The organism is Halothiobacillus sp. (genome assembly GCF_028710545.1).
GTDB lineage: Bacteria > Pseudomonadota > Gammaproteobacteria > Halothiobacillales > Halothiobacillaceae > Halothiobacillus.
The window spans coordinates 42,931-64,826 of sequence record NZ_JAQTTX010000004.1; the positions used below are offsets into that span (position 1 = coordinate 42,931).

A 21,896-nucleotide genomic window follows, 5' to 3' on the forward strand; every position below is an offset into this window, starting at 1 on the left:
CCCATGCCGTCAAAAGGATTTTGCAGCCATGTTTGATTACACGCACGATCACGCCCAATCCCAAGAGATCCTGCGTCTGGTGCTCGTTGAGCTACAGGCGTTGAATTTACCGCCCAACCCCATCTTTTTCACTTTATTCTACGAACGTGCACTCAAACGAGATGCCAGTCTGAACAAAGACATAGACGACGCCATCAATAGTGACAAAGGGCTTACCGTTGATATCGCTCAGGAAATTTTCGATACCCATGTTCTGAACGGTGCCATCAAGGAGATGAGCAAAGCACAAAGCGCACTGCTCCGCGTTATTCGAAACGTCATGATGCAAATGCTCAACACAGGCAATGAGTTTTCGAACTATGCGTCATCGCTCGGTGACTTTGTGCGCAAAATCGATCGCACGGATTCGGTTCAGGACATCCGCATGCTCACAGCCGAAGTGATCGAAGATTCACGCCAGCTTGAGCGCACATCCAAAGAAACATCGTCGCAGTTGAATGATGCGGGCGAGCAGATCACCCGTCTGAAAGAAGAACTTGAAGCGGCCCGAAGGGACGCACGCACCGACCCGCTGACCGGTCTGGCCAATCGACGCGGTCTCAACGAAATGCTGCTGCAACGTATCAATTTGTTCTTGCAGGAAAAAACACCGTTCTGCGTGATCCTGGCAGACATCGACCACTTCAAACGCATCAATGACGCTTATGGCCACCTGGTTGGCGACAAGATATTGCGCTTCGTGGCGCGCACGCTGATGGCCAACATCAAGGGCCAGGACAGCGTCATCCGATTCGGTGGGGAGGAATTTGCGATTATTCTGCCCTATACGCAATACGAGGGGGGCATTGTCGTTGCTCAACATCTGAGACAGAAAATTGCCTCATCGCGACTCCGATTGGCGGAGAGCGGCCGTGATCTGGGCGGACTCACCATCTCCCTCGGTGTGGCAGCCGTACACGCCGATGACACCCCCGATTCCCTCTTGCGCCGCGCGGATGATGCCTTACTCAAAGCCAAGGCGGAGGGCCGTGACCGCGTGGTGGGCTTACCTTCGGAAAAACCCACCGGCGACGCGCCTGAGATGCTTTGATACTCAGGCACGCCGCACATTGATCTGAATCCTGACCATGCCACTTGGTTGAATGAATTCTATTTAGCGGCATGATTTCCGGTCACACTACGAATATCCGTATTGGTATGGAATACCGCTCAAGGATGAATTGCTTTATCAACAGGTACGCTTCAAATGTTATCCATGGGATTCAAACCGTCCATCGACGTCAGACAAGTCACCAATAAAGCCATTGAACTTGGTTCACATCGCGCGCTGCAATCAAAGACCGACCTTCAGGGCATCATCACGCACGCAAGTCGCTCTCTGGCTGACATCTCCGGTTTTACCGTGGATGAACTGATCGGCCAACCCCATAACATTTTGCGTCATCCGGACATGCCCGACGCCGTTTACTACTTGATGTGGCAAACAATCCAGAAGGGTGAAGAGTTCTACGGTATCGTGAAAAACCGCTGCAAGAATGGTGACCATTACTGGGTGATGACACGTGTGGCGCCTGTCATCGAGAATGGTGTTCCCGTGGGCTACACATCGGCTCGATTCACGCCACGTACTGAACTCATCCCCATGTGGGAAGAATTGTTTGCGAAGATGCGGGAAGCCGAAAACGATAGCGGCTTCAATGACGAACGCCGATTCAAGCCCGCACACGATGTCTTGTGCAAACTGGTTCAACGAAAAGGCTATAAAGATCTGAGCCAGCTTGTCTTATCACAACGCGTGTAATCACTACGAGCACGACATCCTCAAAAAGGCGGTGACTGGAGTCGCCCGACACCCGGAGTCCGCCCTCGAACCGTATCTGCGCTGCACATTTCCTTAAGGAACCACGGCAAGCCCGGACCAATGAGCCTATAATCCACAGACCGCAGCTACGTGGTTGCGCCAAACATGTTCGCGCCTAACTAAAACACTCCAAGCCTCGGAAATCATCAAACCCATGGCCAATCCTGCTGCGCTGCAAGACAAGGAACAAACCCGCCAGCTGGATCGATGGCTGAGAAGTCAGGCAAAAACGGTAAAACGCCCCCTGAATACAGCCGTCATGCTCGGCAGCGTGAATGGTTTTTTACTGATTGCCCAATGCTGGATGCTGGCTCAGGTGCTGAATGCAACAGCGATCGGTCACCAACCGATTACTACCGTCTGGGGTTATCTGGCGGGCATGATCGGGCTCTTCCTGCTGCGTGCCGGCGTAAATTACGGCAGCCAGCGGTTTACCTTCGAAGCCGGCGCCCGCCTTCGCACCGAACTCAGAGCCCGTCTCTTCGATCACATCCATGCGCTCGGTCCGGCATGGAGTAGAAACCAGCGTTCTGGCGCGCGCGCAACCGAGGTGGTGGACGGCGTAGAAGCACTGGATAAGTATTTCAGTCTCTATCTGCCACAGATGCAGCTCGCCATTATCATCCCCGCCGCCATCCTGATTTTCGTTTTTCCGTTTGATTGGATATCCGGTCTGGTTCTCGCCATCACGGCGCCATTGCTTCCCGTATTCATGATCATCATCGGCAACCAGACGGAGAAACTGAACCGTGCACAGTGGCGCAGCCTGTCCAGAATGGGCGCGCATTTTTTCGACATGATCGAAGGACTGACGACACTCAAGCTATTCAATGCAGCCCAACGAGAAGCCCGCTTCATCGGCCAGATCGCAGAAGACTACCGCCTGCAAACCATGAAAGTGTTGCGCGTCGCCTTTCTCTCTTCGATGGTGCTTGAGTTTCTGGCTGCCATCAGCATTGCCATGGTGGCTGTTTATGTCGGTTTTCGATTGATGTATGGCGACATACATTATCTCAACGGCATTTTTGTGCTGTTACTTGCGCCGGAGTTCTATCTCCCCTTGCGCAGCATGGGGACGCAATTTCACGCGCGAATGGATGCACTGGGCGCCGTGGAACCGATCATTGAACTCTTGAATACGGAACCATCCACCCAGCCGACTGGTGCAATTGCACTGCAACTGGAACATGCGCCGCAGATTACCTTTTCCCGTCTCGACTTTGCCTACCCGAACCGGGAGGCAGTCATACGCGGTCTCAACCTCGATTTGCCAGCGGGCACGCACACGGCTCTGATCGGTGCCAGTGGGGCGGGAAAATCGACCGTGGGTCAATTACTGCTTGGGTTTTTAACACCTACCGATGGCGAAATCCTGATCAATGACACGCCACTCACTAAGATTTCGCCACGCAGCTGGCACAAACGGGTGGCCTGGTTACCGCAGAATCCAACGCTGTTTCACGGCACCATCGAAGATAACATTGCGCTGAATCGTCGTTCGAACGGACACGTTGATGCGTTGCACCAGGCAGCACAGAATGCACATGCACTCGACTTCATTAACCGCCTGCCAAACGGGTTCCAGACGATTGTCGGAGATCGGGGCCAGGGGCTTTCGGGCGGTGAAATACAGCGCATCGCCTTGGCACGCGCATTTTATAAGGATGCGCCCGTTGTGCTGCTGGACGAACCGTCCGCCAGCCTTGACCCGGAAAGTGAGCGCCTGATCACGGACGCCATCGCCAGACTTTCCTCAGGCAGAACCATGCTGACCATCGCGCACCGCTTGACCACGATCGAGCGAAGCGATCAGATCGTGGTACTCGACGGTGGGAAAATCATCGAGCAAGGTACCCACGAGGCATTGCTCCACGCAAATGGTGCCTATGCCGAACGCTACCGGCAATATCGGAGCGCCGGGCTATGAGTCGCAAACAAATTCACACGCCAAAGCAGAACGAATTGCGCTGGCTTTATGAAATCAGCCGCCCCTACCTCGGCTGGATGCTTGCGGGCGTCTTGCTCGCCACAACGGTCATTCTCGCCAATGTGGCCCTACTCTCAGTATCTGGCTGGTTCATTACCGCCATGGCCATCAGTGGACTAACTGGCGCCGTCATCAATTACTTCACGCCGGCAGCGGCCATTCGCGGTTTGGCGATTCTGCGTACCGTAGGCAGATATCTCGAACGATTGATCACCCACGAGGCCACATTCAGGCTCCTCGCCGGACTGCGTCAATGGTTCTTCGAACGTCTGGAACCGTTGGCACCGGCTCGCCTTCAGTATTATCAAGGCGGGGATTTGCTGAGCCGGATTCGTGCCGACATCGATAGCCTCGAAAATGCGTATTTGCGCATCGTGACACCGACACTTGCCGCCCTGCTCTCCACCGTGCTGATGATTCTGTTCCTGTTGTGGTGGAGCCCTGCCATCGCACTGACGAACCTTATTGGCCTGATGATCGTCGGCCTGATTCTGCCTTGGCTGGCGCTGCATCTGGGTATGAACAGCGGCAAACAGATTGTCGAGGCGCGTGCGGCCTTGCGCCAACGAACCAGTGAAACCGTGCGCGGTCTGGCCGAAATCACGCTCTACGGCGATCCGCAACAACGCATGGATACCATACACGCGGAGAACAGCGCGCTGGTCGTGCCCCAGAGACAGCAAAACCGCATCGATGCTGGCAGCACGGCCCTTACGGGTCTGTTCAGCCAACTCACCTGGCTTGGCATGATCGTCATTGCCATTGGCCTGGTTCAAAGCGGAATGCTCGATGGGCCGGAACTCGTGATGCTGGCGTTTTTCGGCATGGCCAGTTTTGAGGCAGTCGCCGCCCTGCCCATTGCCTTTCGCGCCCTCGGGGAAACACGCAGCGCCGCCCGCCGGATTCTGGATCTGGTCGATGCTGAACCTGCGGTGATCGAACCGATCAACCCTGCTGCCGCGCCACAGCATTTCGACATAAGATTCGACAAGGTGTGCCTCACCTATCCAGGTAACAAGCAACCGGCACTGAGCGATGTTACCTTCCGCTTGGCGCAAGGACAGAAACTCGCCATCCGGGGTGCCAGTGGCTCCGGCAAAACCAGTTTGACCCAACTGCTGCTCAAGTTCTGGGCGCCCGACTCCGGCCAGATCACCATTGGCGACACTAATCTGAATGATTTAAGCGGCGACACCGTTCGCGCGCTTTGCGCCGTTGTCAGCCAGCAAGTCCATCTGTTCAACACGACGCTGGCCGCCAATTTATACCTCGCCAAACCCGATGCCACAGAGGAAGAACTTCTGAATGCCTGCCGGGCGGCCGCTATTCTCGACGATATACTCGCCCTGCCCGATGGCTTTGAAACGGAGGTTGGTGAAGCCGCAGCCCGGCTGTCAGGTGGACAGATTCGGCGCATCGGCATTGCCCGCGCTTTATTGAAGGATGCCCCCATCGTCATTCTTGACGAACCCACAGAAGGGCTGGATGCAGCCACCGAACGAGAAGTCACCCATGCACTTGAGCGACTGTTGTCGGGACGCACGGCTCTGATCATCACTCATCGCCCTCACCTACTCACCTTGGCCGATCAGATCATTTTGATGGATGCCGGACATGTCACCGGCACTCGGCTGAACACGGATGCAATAAACATCTGATTTGCAAAATATAACTCATTATCCCATTCAAATCAGATGGTTATATTTTTAGTTTAATCTGCTAATAAATTTTAAAAATACTGGAAAAGTAATCTACTCTTAATGCTACAGATACCGATCTCCTTACTATTTTCAATGTCAGGATCGGATTGATACGCGCTGAGGTCGGCCAACCGCAATTCAGCACACAGATCACCCTATTTGGCGCCCGCCGCGCCATCTATTATCGGGAGAAAAAAATGACAGATCCGACGCTAATGACCGATCTTGCAAGACTTGATTTTGCGTGGATAACAACCATGCACATTCTCTACCCACCGCTGACCATCGGTCTGGCCTCGTTTTTGCTGTACAGCGAATGGCGCTGGCTTAAAACCGACAACGACGAGTGGTATCGCCTGACACGTTTTTTCGAGAAGCTATTCATCATCAACTTTGGCGCTGGAGTAGCCACCGGCGTCACCATGGAAATGTCGTTTGGCATATTATTCGGCCCCTTCTCACAAGCGGCCGGGCCATTTTTCGGCAACATCCTAGGATATGAAACCATCACGGCCTTCATGTATGAAGCCGGTTTCATTGGTTTAATGATTTTCGGCTGGGGCAAAATCAGCAAGAAGATGCACATCTTCGCCACATTTAACGTCGCGTTTTCATCCATGCTGTCGGCCATGTGGATTTTGGTGGCTAATTCCTGGATGCAATCGCCTACAGGGGTTCATCTGGAGAAAGGTCTGTTTTTGGTGGACGACTGGACGGCCGCCATTTTCAATCCGAATTTCCTCACCGCATTTCCGCACATGTTCATTGCGTCCATCGAAATCGGACTGTTCTTCGTGGCGGGTATCTCAGCCTGGATGATTTATAAAAATCGCCATGCGCAGATGTTTATGCGCACCTTGACCGCTTCTTTAATGGCCTTGGTGATTGTTGCGCCTCTACAGGTTTATATAGGTGACGAATTGGGCCGCACGGTTGCCGAACATGATCCTGCCGCACTCGCCGCCATGGAAGGTCACTGGCATACCTACAATGCCGATGGCTCGCCAAATACGAGCTGGAATTTGATTGCATGGCCCGATGAAGAAAAAGGCACCAATACGTTCCAGATTGGCATCCCCCACGTACTGAGCCTGCTGGAAGACCATAAATGGGTCAGCACGGTCAAAGGCCTTGATCAGTTCAAACCCGAAGATCGCCCGCCTGTGCTCGCCCCGTTTTATGCCTTCCGCATTATGGTGGCCGCCGGCGGTATTCTCATGCTGGTTGCATTCTGGGCACTGTATCTTCGCTACAAGGGAAAATTTAGCGCAGAGGAACTCCAACGCCGTCCGTGGTTTTTACGCGCCATCATCTTCAGCGCCATACTGCCCTATATCGCCATCTGGACAGGTTGGTGGACGCGTGAAATTGCCCGCCAACCCTGGCTTGTCCACGGTTTAATGCGCACCTCGGAAGGCGTAAGCCAAATGAGCATTGCCGCAGAAATCGCATGGTTTATCGGCTTTGTGTTCTTTGATCTGGTGGTTTGGATCGGAGCCTGGTATTTCTTCTCAAAAGTAGTTCGCACAGGTCCGGACATGAACGAAGAAATCATGCATGGCGTACAGGATGATGCCCTCAGTTTAGGGCAAATGCCCAAAAAACATCCGCCAGAAGGGAAACCACTGATTGAACGCCCTACCGTTTGAACCCATACGAAGAGAAAAACTATGCAGCATATTATGGACATCACCCACGGCTACCAATGGCTCACCGTTATCTGGTGGCTGTTGATCGGCTTATTCGTGGTTTTATACATCATTCTGGATGGCGCGGATCTGGGTTCCGGGATTTACTCACTATTTAATTCAGATAGTGAAGAACGTGGTGCGATCATGGCTTCGATGGCGGGAACCTGGGACGCCAATGAAACCTGGCTGGTGGTCGCCGGTGGCGCAATTTTCGGCACTTTCCCCCTGGCTTATGGCTCCTTGTTTCATTACCTGATGATTCCACTGATGGTTGTGCTCTGGGGCATTATTATCCGGGCCGTTTCCCTCGAGTTTCACCATTATTCCAAGCGAAGCCGTAAAATTTGGGATTGGGGCTTTGGGATCGGCAGCCTGGCAACCACTTTCGCTGCCGGTGTTTCGTTGGGGGCGTTCTTGCAGGGCTTTAGTATGTCAACCAGCCAAGTACCCACCTTCAATGGTGGTGCGATGGATTTTCTGACTCCCTTTAGCCTGCTGACCGGTGTGACCGCGGTCATAGCGGCCTCGTTAGCCGGTGGCACCTACTTGCGCGCCCGCTTCAACCGCGATACGGAAATCTATGCCAAGGCCTTAAAATGGACTGACCTCATGTTCTACCTTGCACTGGTCGCTATTTTAGTCACAGTTGCCTGGACCTTTATCCAATTCCCATGGGCAAGGGATAAATGGATTGGTACTTATTGGTGGGCATATGTCATTGCCGGTGCCATTGTTCTTTATGCAACCTGGTCTATGCGCAAAGCGTCTCGTGAGCAGCGCGACATAACTGCCATGCTCTGGCTTGCCAGTATCGTGTTCATTAATTTTGGCACGATGATGGCTACGCTCTACCCCTGGTTTGTTCCGGGCACAATGACGATTTTCGATGCGGCCAACCCGTCCAACTCCTTGGCTGCATTCAGTTACGCCATGCTCGGTTTTGTGCCTGTCATGTTGTCCTACAATTTTTATCAAGCATGGGTTTTTCGTGCCCGTTTGCACAAACTGGTAGGCTACGCGCACTAATCGTATCAGCGTTTTCGATAACGCCATGTTCCAATGGTGGAAAAGACAACCCACCTTGGTCGCCTTATGGCGATTAAGGGTGTTGTCATTATTTATGCTGGGACCTGCTGCCGGTATTGTTCTGGTTGATTTGATTTTTGGCTTACCCACCGCGCTATGGTGGTCTGCAGGCACCATGAGTTTACTGATGCTTGCCTTGTTTTTGATTCTGGTGCTCAAAGAGCGGGCGCAAATCGAAGCCGAAGCGATTAAACAGCATAAGGACTGATATGCTTGACATCAGAAGGTGTTAAAAAAATCAAAAGTTTTCCGGACAACACCATGCTAAACGAAGTGGGAAAATCCCCTTTGGGGCCGCCCTGAACTGACCTGTGGAGGCCGGGGGAATGGGCCATGGATGGCCCATTCAGCCTCGTCGTGACAGGAAGTCACTCATCCTGTTCTCGCACCCTTGGGGCATCCATGCCCCAAGCCCTTGCGGATACGGCGCTCGAATTCGAGGCGACCCGGCTGGATCAGGTCAGGTCAGGGTATGCCCGAAGGGCCGGCCCCGTGGGGCGTGTTTCTTTCCCCCATTTCTTTGCACGAGCAAAGAAATGGGGCGCCCGCATGCGATCTCAGTGGATCGAAGAACGGGGCGTTTGGCGGGCGAAACAACACAAGCCTATCTTGAAAACCATTTAAAGACCGTTGAGGGTTTGATTACGTCCGTTTTAAGCTTGATTTCGTAAACACTCTCTATAGAGCACCTCGAAAAATTCCACGGAAGGGGTTTTTCGAGGTTCCCTATTTTTGATCCTCTTCAAATCTGAGATGCTCTTATGCCCAGACTCCAAGCGATGATACGTGTAAAAAATGCCATTCCTGTTGGTCTTCATCTGATCTTGCTTTGGCCTGCGGTACTTTGGCTCGCCTGGATGGTGCTGTCCCAGATTAACTTTTTGTATCCGCTGGATTATCGGCTGTTGAACATTCCGGCAACAATCGAAACCTACGCACCGCAAAATCGTCACGGCAAACAAAACTTTATCGAAACAAATGCCAATGAACACGCGCGCTTGTTTTCAGCGATAACAAAAGCCATTAACAACGAAGGACGCGGTTTAAGCGAGCTGCATTACTTTTCACCCGACGGTCGCGACCTGGGCGTATTTTTAACGGTAGACGAGGTCACTCATTTAACCGATGTTTCCCGCGTAGTCGATATTGGCAAAGATATTGGTGGTTTGGCGCTTTTGGCGTGGTTAATCCTGCTCGGTTTCACCCTCTGGCGAAAAAAACCGCTGCCCAGCCTGCGTTCATTTGCAACCGGCACGGCATTAAGCCTGCTTATCGCGGGTATTAGTGTCTTTGCTATTGGGCCTATGCGTGTGTTCAACAGCTTTCACCGCAGCGTGTTTCCAGCCAATCATCCGTGGTTTTTTTACTATCAGGACTCGCTGATGACCACATTCATGCAGGCGCCAAACTTATTCGGGCTGATTGTCATCTGGTGGCTTATTACCGCTTGCGCTTTTTTACTCATACTCTGGGGTACGGCAAAAACGCTGACAACGATTCGAGCCGCACAACAACGATAGGGCACAGCAAAATTCAAAGAAAAGGCGCTTTCGTTCCTGACTCGAACATGCCAGCCTGACCGGTTAGCCGGACAACACCTCGGAAACCAAAGTCTTCGCTTCTTCGAGAATACGGGCAAGATGCTCACTTGAGATAAAACTCTCAGCATAAATCTTGTAAATATCTTCCGTACCGGATGGACGCGCGGCAAACCAGCCATTCGCAGTTTCAACTTTCAGGCCACCCAACGGGGCCTGGTTGCCGGGCGCATGGGTCAACACACGAGTAATCGATTCACCGGCAAGGTTGGTGGCACTGACAGAATCAGCAGTCAGCCCTTTGAACCGCGCTTTCTCTTCAGCACTGATCGGCGCATCCACTCGGGTATAAAAGGGCTGGCCGTATCGATCAACCAGATCGTTGTAGTATTCCCAGGGATCTTTACCCGTCACCGCCAAGATTTCAGCGGCAAGCAGCCCCAGGATCAGTCCATCCTTATCGGTCGTCCATACCTGCCCATCACGACAAAGGAACGTAGCACCTGCGGACTCCTCCCCACCAAAGCCCAACTCGCCCGCAGTCAACCCAGGCTGGAACCACTTGATGCCTACGGGTGTTTCAAAAACGGTACGACCCAGACCCGCCGCCACGCGATCGATCATCGAGCTGGAAACGACCGTTTTGCCAATGGCCAGATGCTCGGCCCATTCTGGCCGATGATGGAACAGATAATCGATTGCCACCGCGAGGTAGTGATTGGGATTGAGCAGACCGCCGTCCGGGGTCACAATCCCATGTCGATCGGCATCGGTATCGTTTCCGAACGCAATATCGAAACGATCCTTGATGGCCAACAATCCGGACATGGCGTAGGCCGAGGAGCAATCCATGCGGATCTTGCCGTCATGATCGAGCGGCATGAACCGAAAATCGGGCTCGATGCGGTCATTCACCACGGTCAAATCGAGCTGGTAGCGCTCGGCAATCGGTTTCCAGTACGGCAATCCGGCTCCCCCCATCGGATCAACGCCGATGGAAATGCCCGCCTTGCGGATTGCTTCGAAATCGATTACCTGCTCCAGTTCCGCCACATAAGGCGTGACGAAGTCATCAGCAATCACAGAAGACTGTTTCAGGGCTTCTGCGAAGTCCATCCGGGGGATGTTCTCCCATTGATCAAGCAGCTCATTCGCGCGGTTCTGAATCCAGCCCGTGGCATCCGTATCGGCCGGGCCACCATGCGTGGGGTTGTACTTGAAACCACCATCGGTCGGGGGGTTGTGTGATGGCGTGATCACGATCCCATCGCACAAGGCGCCCGAGGACGCAGAATTTTTGACGATGATCAACCGGGAAATAACCGGCGTGGGCGTCGGTTTGAAACCGGCTTGATAACGCAAAGGAACACCAGCGGCCGCAAGCACCTCAATCGTAGTCACAAATGCCGGCCAGGAAAGCGCGTGCGTGTCCGCACCGATCAGAATGGCGCCCGTAATGCCCTGCTCTCGACGATATTCAATCAATGCCGCTGTAATGGCCGCGATATGCGCTTCATTGAAGCTCGTGTTCAGACTCGAACCACGATGGCCGGACGTGCCGAAACTCACCTGTTGCCGAACCAACCGCGAATCCGGCTGCTGCGTGTAATAGGCACTGATCAGTTCGGGTACTTGGACCAGCATATCCGGGGTAGGCAACGAACCCGCAAGCGAAGATTGAGACATAAAACCATCCTTAAAAGTTGAGCGCAAAGCATCTGCTACAGAATGCCAAATCTGAGTCGTTCGACAAAGTTAAAATTGTCCCCCAAGGGTGCTTTGATTTAATCAGAAGAAGTTAAGGAACCTCTGCACGAATGCGGGCCTTCCCATACAGGGCATGGATGCCCGGCCGCTCAATGACGCAAATCATTGAAATTCTGAGATCTGGCCGGGTGTAACCGCGGGCTTGCTCCTGCTTGATGCGCAGCAGGCGCAAGCCCGTATTCAGCTGGCGCAAGTCCACCGGTCCGAGCGTATCTGCTCGAAGTCATGGGTGGATTCGTAAGCGTTTCCCAAGAAAACCCCCAAGGATGGGGGGCTTTCTAGTTTCCCCCAATATAAGCAACAGTAGCCTCGGCATCATCCGGCGGGAAACCTGTTGACGAATAAATCCCATTTTTTCTCAGAATTTATTTATTAAATTAATCTATGCTAATATAGTTTATGTTATGGATGGGTTCGCTAAAGGTAGCTTCGAACCAGTAAGTAGTTTATCCGCAATTAATTAGTCGAGGACTTTATTATGCTGGTTAGAGATATTGGATCTAAGTTCACCCCCTTGTATTTTCTTGCGTCACTTGGCGCGGGCGGCTTGGCGGTGTCCTTTTTCATTTATTTGATGTTCTTGCTTCCCCACCCAAACACAGCAATGGTGACTTTCGGCGATGTGTGGCCAATTCTTACCGGCCCCAGCCTCTTTAATGCATTACTCACCGGTCTTGCTATTTCATCGATTCTATTTTTCGCCTACTGGCATTTCCGTTTGCTTTTTTGGAACATCCGCGAATTCGGCCTGTTCAAACAAACAGATGCCTATCAAAAGTTGCTCGTAAGCAACTCAGAGATTGCATTGATGACCATCCCGCTCACCCTGGCCATGACAGTGAACGTGTCTTTTGTGCTGGGTGCTTTATTGATCCCGAATCTTTGGTCGATTGTCGAATGGTTGTTCCCGCTCGCAATCTCCGCCTTTTTTGTGATTGGCGTCTTTGCCATGAAAATTTTGGTGCGCTACTTCTCACGGGCCTTAGTTGGCGGTAACGTTGATTTCGCGACCAACAACAGTTTGGCCCCCATGGTTTCGATCTTTGCACTTTCCATGATCGCCGTTGGTTTCGCTGCACCGGCTTCCATGTCCAAAATCACGACAGTAATCGCCATATCGATCGCGCTCTCGTTATTTTTCATGACCATTGCGGTTCTTTTGGCAATCGTCAAATTGGTTAACGGTTTTCAATCCATGATGATCAACGGAATCAGTGAGTCCGCCAGCCCAAGCCTGTGGATTATGATTCCTATTTTGACACTGTTAGGGATTAGCTGGATTCGTTTGAGCCACGGGCTAAATCATGGTTTTGATAGCTCTTTGCACTACAGCGGCTTGTTTGTCGGCAGCATGGTTGTGGTTTCGGCACAAATCCTGTTTGGCTTGCTAGGATACGCAGTCATGCGACATCTCGGTTATTTCAAACAGTATATTCACGGCGAAAAGGGCGACGCGGGCACCTTCGCCCTGGTGTGCCCCGGTGTGGCTTTCTTTGTATTCGGCATGTTTTTCATCAATGTCGGCCTGACCCACAACGACATTATCACCCACCGTTCATGGGTCTACTTTCTGCTGATGGCTCCGTTCGTCTACGTCCAACTTAAAACGGTCCAGGTATTCTGGAAGCTCAAAAACAAGCTACTGACACGCAGATCGAATCTTTTGGAACAGCCTGCGACGCCCCATAGCTAAACAACCAGAAAGTCATTAAAAAGCCCCGGTTTTCGGGGCTATTCTCATCGGTTAAAGGCGCTTGCACCGCAGGATCGGACAAAGCCCCTGCTACTGAGCCTGCTCCGCCTTGGCCACATAACGCTGCTGCAAATCGAGCACGCGTGTCACATAGTTTTGTGTTTCGTTATACGGCGGTACGCCAGAATACTTCTGTACAGCGCCTTCGCCTGCGTTATAAGCCGCCACTGCCAGTTTCCGATCGCCATGAAACAAATCCAGCAAGAAGGCGAGGTAAGCGACGCCCCCTGCGATGTTTTCATTTGGATTGAACCGATCAGCGACACCAAATCGAGCGGCTGTTTGCGGCATCAACTGCATCAGGCCACCGGCGCCGGCTGACGACAATGCATTCGGGTTGAACGCACTTTCTGCGTGCATAACGGCACGCACCAGCGTGGGATCGACGCCATACTGCTTGGCGTAATGTCTGATTTCATCGTCATACGTATGAACATCTAGGCGAGGCAGCACCTTGAAACCATCATGCCAAGCCTTGGGCGCTGTCCATGCACTTTTTTGAAACAACGTGTAGCCTGAATGCTTCGGCGGAGTCACGTTTGTCAGGTGTGCCACACCATTGGCATCCCGATGCACATACACATCCGCCCGCGCAGCGGAAGATGTCACTGCCGCCAGCAGACCGAAGAAAAAAATAGCGCCCACCACTCGTCGGTTAAAACTAAATTTGATTTGGCAATCCATCATGCCCTAACCTCTCGAATCATCGCATCACTGATCACAAGACACCCGCGACCCTTTTATCCGCATTGTATGGCACAACAGCGCTCATGAATACCAACACCATCCCCTTATATCGTTCGGGCACTTTCGACCAACTGATGGAAGCCTATGAGCAAAATTACATCCTCATGCGGCGGCTGTTCGGAGATTTGCGGCATCTTCAAAGTGGCGATGAGTGCCCATGGAATGCAAATGTCACTTCAAAAATCATCTCCAAGAGCAAATTTACCCTTGATATCCAGTTCACGGACCAACTCGTCATGGGCAACAAGAATCGCCCATTGAAGCTTAAAGTACGGGTGTATCACGATGCCCGAACTGCCGAATTGCTCGACTCGGTTCACAGAGACCAATGCCTGCAGAATCAAGCCGGCAAGTGCACAGAACTGCAGTTCAAACGCAACCAGCTGCTTAAAAACTGGCTGATCAAACAACTGAATATCCTGTCTGGCGAGTAAAATCCCCCTATTCCAGAGTAAATTACTCAGCTATGATTGATTCAAGGGTGCCTCGAAAAACCGTCATGAGCATGTTTGAGTGCAAGGAGCCGCACAGTGAGCAACGAGACATATCAAGTAGATAGGCGAGGCGCGGGCTTACGCCAGCTGAATGCGAAGCAGGCGTAAGCCCGCGTAAACGAGCACGCGAATTCAAGCGCCTCACCCGGCAGGGCTTCCGCCATGGATGGCGGAAGGGTGCGAGAACAGGACGCGCCGCAATCGGACAGCGGGCTGCCGCCAGCTTAATGCGCAGCAGGCGCAAGCCCGCGTTCAGTAGGTTTTTCGAGGTACCCTCAAGTCAATTATATAAAGCTGAGGTACAACCACCATGCGACTCACAACAAAATGCCGCCATGCAGTGACCGCGCTCATCCACCTCGCCAATCGATCCAATGAGCAAAACACCGTCTCACTTGCTGAAATATCTGCCATACAAGGCGTATCGATTTCCTATCTGGAACAGCTCTTTTCCAAGATGCGTCAGGCAGAACTCGTCATCGGCACACGCGGGCCGGGTGGTGGCTATCGCCTGAACAAACCAGCGGAACAGATCACCATAGCCGATATCGCCGATGCAATAGATGACCGTTGCCGGAAAGAACGCCTCGAAGCATTCGGCAAACCCTGTCCCGATAAGCGCAATTTCGCCCAGGACAAATGGAATGAGTTTTCACGAGAGCTTTACCTGTTCTTGGACACGGTTAACCTGTCTCGCTTCGTCGAAAACCAGAAGCCCACTCAAAACCGGCCCGAAAACGACTCGGCCCAAGCCATAAGGGAGCACAGTATGAAGCATGCCCCCACAAACACGACGGGAGCAGGTTACTAAAACCAAGAAACACCCGAAGGGTGATTGACAAAAAGCCCTCATCCATGAATAATTCTGCCCCTGTTTGCGGGAATAGCTCAGCTGGTAGAGCGCAACCTTGCCAAGGTTGAGGTCGCGAGTTCGAACCTCGTTTCCCGCTCCAAATTGGCTGGATGTCAGAGTGGTTATGTCGCGGATTGCAAATCCGCTTACCTCGGTTCGATTCCGGGTCCAGCCTCCACTAAATTCAAAGAAAAAAATTGGCCACCTCGAAAAACTTTTGAGGTGGCCCCATATTTTTTTAAAAAAATAACACCAAAACGACAAAGTTCATTTATCTAGAAGCCAAGCAAAGTTCGTCTACAAAATTTGCATACTTTGATCATTTTCTGCAATTGAGACTGATCGATAGCCTGAAACAAGATGCTAAAACACTTTCCTGACCGGTCAACCACACCTTGTCCGATCAAACCGTAGGAAAAACAAGGCGCAACGCTGGAATCAACCTTTCCTATCAAAGGCGTCGACCCGTGCGGGGGGGAAGTTTCGCCAAACAATATGACATTCGCTACAGGAAAACGGGCCGATAAACGGCAGCTTGTTATCATGTAGATGGTAGGTGAATTGAATATACCGCGTACCCGGTTGGGAAATCTGATTGATTTCCCGGCTGATCTGTCGCACGACGGACGAGGGCATGCTACGTAAAGGCAGGCTGGAGACAATCGCGCGGATCGGTGCCTCGATTCCACTCAGGAGTTGGGATAACCCACAGGCATCACCGTGAATGATGTTGAGTCCGGGGAAACGCTGCCGCAGGAGCTGCGCGAAGGAATCGGTTCGTTCCACCAGAATCAGATCATCCGGCTCGATACCCCGTTGCAGAAGCGCCCGTGTCATCGGGCCACTTCCGGGTCCGAGTTCAATGACTTTGCCTTTGCCCTCTGGCACCAGTGCGGCCATTTGCCGTGCGAGGTAAACCGAACTGGGGCACACTGCCCCTGTGTGACGTGGATGCCTGATGAATTCACGCGCAAAATTAAACCACTCTCGGGTACGGCTCATAAAACCTCGGCCAAACTAAATGCCGCAAAAGCGGTGGTGAAACTCGGCACTGACTTTACCAGTCTGAACCGTGAGGTCATATTAATGCACGTATATTGTGCAGAAATCAATTCAACCCAATCGAAAGGAACCAGCCCTTGCCAGATTTGATCCACCATGCGCTGACCGCATTCATGGCCTTTCTAGCCATGATGAACCCGGTCGCCAATGCCGTTATCTTTCTGGGGCTCACGGCCGACATGGGCGTAGCCACCACGCGCCATGTCGCCTGGCGCGCGGTGCGCACGGCATTTTTCATTGTGCTGACTTTCGCCCTGTTCGGCCCACTGGTGTTTTCATTATTCGGCATCACCCTACCTGCATTACGGGTAGCAGGAGGTGTGCTGATCGCCATGGTGGGTTTCCGAATGCTGCACGGGGAAAATTCGCGCGTGTCGCATCCCAAGCAGATCCCATCGGAATCCGGTAGTGAAGTGGATAGCACGCAGAGTGACATCGCCATCACGCCGCTGGCCATTCCGGTGTTGGCTGGCCCCGGCACCATTGCCACAGCCATGAGCTACTCCCCGAGCGGGCACTGGTTGCAAATCGGTGTCACCATTTTGATGTTCACTGCCATTTGTGCTGTGACCTTTTATGCCTTTATTTTCTCGGAACGGATTCTGGCGCGCATTGGCCGTGATGGCGTCGCCGTCATCACTCGTTTGATGGGTCTGATCCTGGCCGTGATTGGCGTGCAGATGATTCTTGATGGCGTCCACCAATCGGGGATTTTCGGCTCATAAAAAAACCGGAGATTGGACGCCCCCGGTTTTTCGATAGCCCCCGCCTGGTTATTGGGGTGTCGGTAAAGCCAGCCTGAGTTTCTTCAGCGCCGCATTTTCGATCTGACGAACCCGCTCCGCTGATACCTGATACTCATCGGCCAAGGTCTGCAGTGTCGCCTTGGGCTCTTGCAGCCAACGACGCTCAAGGATGTCGCGGCTACGGGCATCGAGATCGTGCAACGCATGAGTCATAGCAGTGACACGATCATCCTCATCACGCTGAGCAGTCATATCTTCGACCGAAACCTGATGCTGATCGACCAGAATCTGCTCGTAGGACGGCCCGCCGCCTTCATGTTCGCCATCGTCATACAAGGGTGCATCAATGGCGATGTCGTGGCTGTACAGGCGGGATTCCATCGTCACCACTTCGCGTTCCGGCACGTTCAACTCGGCCGCAATGGCACGTGTTTCATCAGCTGTCAGCCAGCCCAGACCGCTCTTCATATGACGCATCTTGAAAAAGAGTTTGCGCTGCGCCTTGGTGGTCGCAATTTTCACGATACGCCAGTTTTTCAGAATGTATTCGTGAATTTCTGCGCGAATCCAGTGCACGGCAAACGTGACCAGACGCACTTTCTGCTCCGGTTCAAAGCGCTTGACGGCCTTCATCAGGCCGATATTGCCTTCCTGAATCAGATCGGAAAGCGGCAAACCATAGCCTCGATATCCGCGAGCAATATGCACCACAAAGCGAAGGTGGGACATGATCAGCTTCTGCGCGGCATTGATATCGCCGGTCGATTTCAGTTGTTCGGCCAGTTTTTGTTCTTCGTCAGCAGTCAGAAGCGGAATGCGGCGCACTTCGGCCAGATACTGCTGCAACGAATCCCCTACCACCGGCAGGGTGCGGGGCATGACAGGATGTTGGGCGGTATTCATTAGTGTGCGTACCTCAGTTGGGGAAACGTATTTTTTCAATTGGCTTGATTCTATCATCAGCCTTCGACCGATAGCCAACCCGAAAGTTCCCTAACAGATCAGGCCTCGTATGTACCACCCGTTGCCTATCCCTGCAGGGCTTGCCGCAGCAAGATTTCGGCCTCGGATGAACCGGCTTTCGGCGTTGGGGGCCACTGGACGACGACTTCCTTATCCCGACTGGTTTCTCCACGACGGATAACCACCCGGTTTTTTGCCACCGAAAAGGTTTTGGCGACAAAGGCGATCACCGCCTGATTGGCCTTGCCATCGACGGGTGGCGTGGTCAGATACAGTTTGATCCGATCACCGATGACCTCACCCCAGGCATTCCGGCTAGCCCTGGGCTGCACCTTGAGCCGCAGGATCAGACTGTCATCCTGCCAGTGAAAAAAATCCGCTTCTACTGTGGCACTCATTTTATGTTGGCTCACGCCGCACTAAATCACTCTGTCGCTCGCGCTTCCAGATCGCTCCAGCGATCCATCAACCGGGCCAGTTCGTCGTCAATTGCGGCCATGCGCGATAGAACGGGCGCGGTCTTGTCGTCGGGCTGCTCATAGAATGCCGGATCACTCATTTGCGCGGTAAGCTCCGCCTGTTCGTTTTCCAATGCCGCTATTTTTTCCGGCAAGGCCGCCAGTTCGTGCCGTTCCTTGAAGCTAAGGCCATCTTTCCTTGAGTCACTGACCGTATTTGTACCAGCAGTAGTCTTTGTAACTGGTTTCGGCACCATGGCGCTTTGCTGCGCATACTCCCGATCACGAATAGCCAGCCAATCCTCATAGGTTCCGACCACTTCGCGCACACGTCCTTCGCCTTCGAACACCAGCAGGCTGGTGACGACATTGTCGAGGAATGCCCGGTCATGGCTTACGACCAATAAGGTGCCGTCGAAGTCCAGCAGCACCTGTTCCAGCACTTCCAGGGTTTCGAGATCAAGATCGTTGGTGGGTTCATCGAGCACCAGCAAGTTGGCCGACTGCGCGAACAGACGCGCCAGCAGCAGGCGATTGCGCTCCCCACCAGAGAGAGACTCGACCTTGGTGCGCGCACGTTCCGGCGTAAACAGGAATTTCTGCAAGTAACCGATGCCGTGCATGTTTTGGCCGTGAACATCAATGCGGTCACCACCGTCGCAAACATTCTGCAAGGCCGTCCAGTCAGGACGCAATTGCGCGCGATGCTGGTCGAAGTACGCGACCTGCAACTGGCTGCCTTGTCGGGCAGTGCCGCTATCCGGTTGAATTTCGCCGAGAATCAGCTTGATCAGCGTACTTTTACCCACGCCGTTCGGACCGACCAGACCGATCCGGTCACCCCGCAGGATGCGCAAGCTGAAGTCCTTAAGGATGGTCTTGCCATTGTAGGTTTTATTGATGTGCTCACCATCGAACACGATTTTCCCGGAAGTCCGCGCGCTGGCGATTGCCACTTCCACCTTGCCCTGCTTGTTCACGCGGGCGGCCCGTTCTTCCCGCAAGGCCTCCAGGCGTCGTACCCGACCTTCATTTCGTGTGCGCCGGGCTTTGACGCCCTGACGAATCCACACTTCCTCCTCGGCCAGGAATTTGTCGAATTCGGCGTTCTGTATTTGTTCGGCGTGTTCACGCTCTTCGACCCGACGCAGATAGTTCTGATAATCGCCCGGCCAGGATGTGAGCTGCCCGCGATCGAGCTCCAGGATGCGGTTGGCCAGATTTTGCAGGAAGGATCGGTCGTGGGTGATGAAGATAACCGCGCCGGAAAAGCTGCGAATCAAGCCTTCCAGCCATTCGATACTGGCGATATCCAGATGGTTGGTTGGCTCGTCGAGGAGCAGTACATCGGGCTGCACCACCAGCGCCTGCGCGAGCAGCACCCGGCGTTTCGCCCCGCCGGACAACGATTTGACCGAGGCATCGGGATCAAGATCAAGGCGTGTGATGACCTCGTCGATCCGCTGCGCCACCGACCAGCCATCGACCGCCTCGATCTGCTGTTGCAGACGCGCCATTTCATCCATAACCGAATCATCGCCCGCACCGAGCTTTTCGATACAGGCATGATAGGCCGTCAGTGTGGCTTCAATGCCGCCCAAGGCTTCGGCCACCGTGGCATACACGCTCGCAGTCGAATCCATCTGCGGGTCTTGTTGCAAATACGCAATGCGCGCGCCGGGCTCAAGGCGCACCTCGCCCTCATCGGCACGGACGATACCGGCCAGAATCTTCATGAAGGTCGATTTGCCCATGCCATTGCGCCCGATCAGGGCGATGCGCTCGCCGGGTTCCACCGTCAGCCCCACATGATCGAGCAGGACGCGGGTACCCAGGGCAAAATGTAAACGCTCGACGGTAAGTAATGGCATGGAACAATCAGACTTTCAGGAGGATGGGCGCATAGTGTAAGGGGTTTTGCACCACCTTGCCGTTCTGCATGAATGAATAGCCTTTGGAAATAATTAGCTTTGTTTCAGTCTATGATTCAAATCATTGCCAATCGAGGAAAGATCATGCCCCGAATTCGCCCGCTTTTTTTGCCGCTGCTTGCCTTGCCCGTCATCGCCCTGATGCTCTGGTTTATGCCGCCGGCTGCCAACGCGTCGGGTTATCCGCCCTTCCCGGCGCAGACGCAGTGGTTCAATGTGAGCAAACCGCTGACTGGCTCCCAATTGCAAGGCCGGGTGGTTCTGCTTGATTTCTTTACGCCCGGCTGCATCAATTGCATCCACATGATTCCAATTCAACAGCAGCTCAAGCAAAAATTCGGCGACGATCTGCTGGTAGTGGGCGTCACCTCACCGAAGTTCTCGGCTTCAAAGCAAGCAGATAACATGACGCCCTTCCTGCGACGCTTTCATATTGACGAACCGGTATTTATCGATGCAAACATGACGTGGTGGAAACACTACGGTGTGTTCGCCTGGCCGACGATGCTGCTGCTCAGCCCGAAAGGCAAGGTGCTGCACAGTTTCATCGGCGAACGGCCCTACGCAGACATGGTCCCCGTTGTCGAAGCGGCAGTCGATGGTGCCCGTAAGGCACACGCACTCACTCATCCGAAGCTGCCTCTGAAACCATTGAATGCCGACAATCACTTTTTTGTCCTGCCGACCAAAATTGCCGTTAGTGGGCAACGTATCGCCATCAGCGATACCGGCCATGACCAGATACGCATCTTCGACCGCACCGGCAAACTGATGGCCACCATCGGCAATGGCAAAACGGGTTTCGCCGATGGCAGTTTTGCTGTGGCTGAATTCGATCGTCCTCAAGGACTCGCCTGGCTGGACAACGTTCTGTATGTGGCCGATACCGATAACCAGCGGATTCGGCGCATCGATTTTTCCAGCCAGACAGTTACCACCGTAGCGGGTAACGGTCAGCGTGCTTTTCTCAACGAAGTGAACTCATCCGCCTTGGATACGGCTCTGAATTCGCCCTGGGGGCTTGAAGCTGCGGGTGGGGATTTGTTCATTGCCATGGCCGGGGATCACCAAGTCTGGCGCTACCAACCCAAGACGGGAGCACTGGATGCGTTCGCCGGTACGGGTGACGAAGGCCTGCACGATGGCGAGCGCCTGCTGGCCCAATTCGCCCAATCAAGCGGCTTGGCCTACCACGATCACAATTTGTATGTAGCCGATCCCGAATCCTCATCCATTCGGCAAATCAACATGCAAACCAG

19 protein-coding genes and 2 tRNA genes are annotated in these 21,896 nt (G+C 53.3%); 15 read left to right on the top strand and 6 right to left on the bottom strand.

The genetic code is table 11. The annotated features are described in order from the left end of the window. Positions 1–28: 28 nt before the first annotated feature. From PHD44_RS01310 to PHD44_RS01345, 8 genes are all read left to right on the top strand, one after another. Positions 29–1,090 carry a diguanylate cyclase gene (locus PHD44_RS01310; RefSeq protein ID WP_300187148.1) on the top strand — a complete coding sequence of 354 codons (1,062 nt, stop codon included), beginning with the start codon at positions 29–31 and terminating at the stop codon, positions 1,088–1,090. Between the two features lie 156 nt (positions 1,091–1,246). Continuing rightward, positions 1,247–1,801: a PAS domain-containing protein gene (locus PHD44_RS01315; protein ID WP_300187150.1), complete on the top strand. Its 555-nt coding sequence runs from the start codon at positions 1,247–1,249 to the stop codon at positions 1,799–1,801. Between the two features lie 214 nt (positions 1,802–2,015). Beyond that, complete coding sequence (cydD, locus tag PHD44_RS01320; protein ID WP_300187152.1) at positions 2,016–3,788, top strand: thiol reductant ABC exporter subunit CydD; 1,773 nt, start codon at positions 2,016–2,018, stop codon at positions 3,786–3,788. Beyond that, on the top strand, positions 3,785–5,506 hold the full coding sequence (cydC, locus tag PHD44_RS01325; RefSeq protein ID WP_300187153.1) for a thiol reductant ABC exporter subunit CydC: 1,722 nt from the start codon (positions 3,785–3,787) through the stop codon (positions 5,504–5,506). The genes cydD and cydC overlap by 4 nt, the downstream gene beginning before the upstream one ends. Before the next feature lie 239 nt (positions 5,507–5,745). Further along, on the top strand, positions 5,746–7,197 hold the full coding sequence (locus PHD44_RS01330) for a cytochrome ubiquinol oxidase subunit I (protein WP_300187155.1): 1,452 nt from the start codon (positions 5,746–5,748) through the stop codon (positions 7,195–7,197). Between the two features lie 21 nt (positions 7,198–7,218). After that, positions 7,219–8,265 (top strand): cytochrome d ubiquinol oxidase subunit II, encoded by a 1,047-nt coding sequence (gene cydB / locus PHD44_RS01335; protein WP_300187157.1) that lies wholly within the window; start codon positions 7,219–7,221, stop codon positions 8,263–8,265. 94 nt (positions 8,266–8,359) lie between these two features. Beyond that, complete coding sequence (locus tag PHD44_RS01340) at positions 8,360–8,533, top strand: hypothetical protein (RefSeq protein ID WP_300187159.1); 174 nt, start codon at positions 8,360–8,362, stop codon at positions 8,531–8,533. A gap of 553 nt (positions 8,534–9,086) precedes the next feature. Then, on the top strand, positions 9,087–9,845 hold the full coding sequence (locus PHD44_RS01345) for a DUF1461 domain-containing protein (protein WP_300187161.1): 759 nt from the start codon (positions 9,087–9,089) through the stop codon (positions 9,843–9,845). A gap of 63 nt (positions 9,846–9,908) precedes the next feature. Here PHD44_RS01345 and pgm read toward each other — a convergent pair whose 3' ends face one another. Further along, a complete protein-coding gene (gene pgm / locus PHD44_RS01350; protein WP_300187163.1) occupies positions 9,909–11,549 on the bottom strand; it encodes a phosphoglucomutase (alpha-D-glucose-1,6-bisphosphate-dependent) in 1,641 nt (546 codons plus the stop codon). A gap of 559 nt (positions 11,550–12,108) precedes the next feature. Between pgm and PHD44_RS01355 the strand changes: the two genes are divergently transcribed. Then, complete coding sequence (locus tag PHD44_RS01355; protein ID WP_300187165.1) at positions 12,109–13,323, top strand: hypothetical protein; 1,215 nt, start codon at positions 12,109–12,111, stop codon at positions 13,321–13,323. A 90-nt stretch (positions 13,324–13,413) separates the two neighbouring features. Here the strand turns inward: PHD44_RS01355 and PHD44_RS01360 are convergent, their stop codons facing one another. Then, a complete protein-coding gene (locus PHD44_RS01360; RefSeq protein ID WP_300187167.1) occupies positions 13,414–14,070 on the bottom strand; it encodes a lytic transglycosylase domain-containing protein in 657 nt (218 codons plus the stop codon). Between the two features lie 83 nt (positions 14,071–14,153). Between PHD44_RS01360 and PHD44_RS01365 the strand changes: the two genes are divergently transcribed. The 4 genes from PHD44_RS01365 (at position 14,154) to PHD44_RS01380 (ending at position 15,655) form a co-directional block, all read left to right on the top strand. After that, a complete protein-coding gene (locus PHD44_RS01365; protein ID WP_300187169.1) occupies positions 14,154–14,564 on the top strand; it encodes a DUF1249 domain-containing protein in 411 nt (136 codons plus the stop codon). A gap of 370 nt (positions 14,565–14,934) precedes the next feature. Beyond that, positions 14,935–15,435 carry an Rrf2 family transcriptional regulator gene (locus PHD44_RS01370; protein WP_300187170.1) on the top strand — a complete coding sequence of 167 codons (501 nt, stop codon included), beginning with the start codon at positions 14,935–14,937 and terminating at the stop codon, positions 15,433–15,435. A 66-nt stretch (positions 15,436–15,501) separates the two neighbouring features. Continuing rightward, positions 15,502–15,577, top strand: a tRNA-Gly gene (locus PHD44_RS01375). A 4-nt stretch (positions 15,578–15,581) separates the two neighbouring features. Continuing rightward, a tRNA-Cys gene (locus tag PHD44_RS01380) sits at positions 15,582–15,655 on the top strand. 260 nt (positions 15,656–15,915) lie between these two features. Here the strand turns inward: PHD44_RS01380 and PHD44_RS01385 are convergent. Then, complete coding sequence (locus PHD44_RS01385) at positions 15,916–16,479, bottom strand: phosphatidylethanolamine N-methyltransferase (protein WP_300187172.1); 564 nt, start codon at positions 16,477–16,479, stop codon at positions 15,916–15,918. Positions 16,480–16,616: 137 nt separating this feature from the next. Here PHD44_RS01385 and PHD44_RS01390 point away from each other — a divergent pair, with 137 nt between their 5' ends. Beyond that, positions 16,617–17,264 carry a MarC family protein gene (locus tag PHD44_RS01390; protein WP_300187174.1) on the top strand — a complete coding sequence of 216 codons (648 nt, stop codon included), beginning with the start codon at positions 16,617–16,619 and terminating at the stop codon, positions 17,262–17,264. A gap of 48 nt (positions 17,265–17,312) precedes the next feature. On the opposite strand, the gene rpoH is transcribed toward PHD44_RS01390, so the two are convergent. The 3 genes from rpoH to abc-f form a co-directional block, all read right to left on the bottom strand. Next, positions 17,313–18,188 carry an RNA polymerase sigma factor RpoH gene (gene rpoH, locus PHD44_RS01395; RefSeq protein ID WP_300187176.1) on the bottom strand — a complete coding sequence of 292 codons (876 nt, stop codon included), beginning with the start codon at positions 18,186–18,188 and terminating at the stop codon, positions 17,313–17,315. A gap of 125 nt (positions 18,189–18,313) precedes the next feature. Further along, complete coding sequence (locus PHD44_RS01400) at positions 18,314–18,646, bottom strand: DUF167 family protein (RefSeq protein ID WP_300187178.1); 333 nt, start codon at positions 18,644–18,646, stop codon at positions 18,314–18,316. A 26-nt stretch (positions 18,647–18,672) separates the two neighbouring features. Beyond that, a complete protein-coding gene (gene abc-f / locus PHD44_RS01405) occupies positions 18,673–20,577 on the bottom strand; it encodes a ribosomal protection-like ABC-F family protein (RefSeq protein WP_300187180.1) in 1,905 nt (634 codons plus the stop codon). Positions 20,578–20,721: 144 nt separating this feature from the next. On the opposite strand from abc-f, the gene PHD44_RS01410 reads away from it, so the two are divergent. Next, positions 20,722–21,896: redoxin family protein (locus PHD44_RS01410; protein WP_300187183.1), on the top strand; the 1,175-nt coding region annotated here is incomplete at its 3' end.

What these genes read in the sequence shown, in the direction of transcription:
- PHD44_RS01310 (WP_300187148.1), top strand. Translation starts at nt 29, where the DNA reads ATGTTTGATTACACGCACGATCACGCCCAATCCCAAGAGATCCTGCGT.
- PHD44_RS01315 (WP_300187150.1), top strand. Translation starts at nt 1,247, where the DNA reads ATGTTATCCATGGGATTCAAACCGTCCATCGACGTCAGACAAGTCACC.
- cydD (WP_300187152.1), top strand. Translation starts at nt 2,016, where the DNA reads ATGGCCAATCCTGCTGCGCTGCAAGACAAGGAACAAACCCGCCAGCTG.
- cydC (WP_300187153.1), top strand. Translation starts at nt 3,785, where the DNA reads ATGAGTCGCAAACAAATTCACACGCCAAAGCAGAACGAATTGCGCTGG.
- PHD44_RS01330 (WP_300187155.1), top strand. Translation starts at nt 5,746, where the DNA reads ATGACAGATCCGACGCTAATGACCGATCTTGCAAGACTTGATTTTGCG.
- cydB (WP_300187157.1), top strand. Translation starts at nt 7,219, where the DNA reads ATGCAGCATATTATGGACATCACCCACGGCTACCAATGGCTCACCGTT.
- PHD44_RS01340 (WP_300187159.1), top strand. Translation starts at nt 8,360, where the DNA reads ATGCTGGGACCTGCTGCCGGTATTGTTCTGGTTGATTTGATTTTTGGC.
- PHD44_RS01345 (WP_300187161.1), top strand. Translation starts at nt 9,087, where the DNA reads ATGCCCAGACTCCAAGCGATGATACGTGTAAAAAATGCCATTCCTGTT.
- pgm (WP_300187163.1), bottom strand. Translation starts at nt 11,549, where the DNA reads ATGTCTCAATCTTCGCTTGCGGGTTCGTTGCCTACCCCGGATATGCTG.
- PHD44_RS01355 (WP_300187165.1), top strand. Translation starts at nt 12,109, where the DNA reads ATGCTGGTTAGAGATATTGGATCTAAGTTCACCCCCTTGTATTTTCTT.
- PHD44_RS01360 (WP_300187167.1), bottom strand. Translation starts at nt 14,070, where the DNA reads ATGATGGATTGCCAAATCAAATTTAGTTTTAACCGACGAGTGGTGGGC.
- PHD44_RS01365 (WP_300187169.1), top strand. Translation starts at nt 14,154, where the DNA reads ATGAATACCAACACCATCCCCTTATATCGTTCGGGCACTTTCGACCAA.
- PHD44_RS01370 (WP_300187170.1), top strand. Translation starts at nt 14,935, where the DNA reads ATGCGACTCACAACAAAATGCCGCCATGCAGTGACCGCGCTCATCCAC.
- PHD44_RS01385 (WP_300187172.1), bottom strand. Translation starts at nt 16,479, where the DNA reads ATGAGCCGTACCCGAGAGTGGTTTAATTTTGCGCGTGAATTCATCAGG.
- rpoH (WP_300187176.1), bottom strand. Translation starts at nt 18,188, where the DNA reads ATGAATACCGCCCAACATCCTGTCATGCCCCGCACCCTGCCGGTGGTA.
- PHD44_RS01400 (WP_300187178.1), bottom strand. Translation starts at nt 18,646, where the DNA reads ATGAGTGCCACAGTAGAAGCGGATTTTTTTCACTGGCAGGATGACAGT.
- abc-f (WP_300187180.1), bottom strand. Translation starts at nt 20,577, where the DNA reads ATGCCATTACTTACCGTCGAGCGTTTACATTTTGCCCTGGGTACCCGC.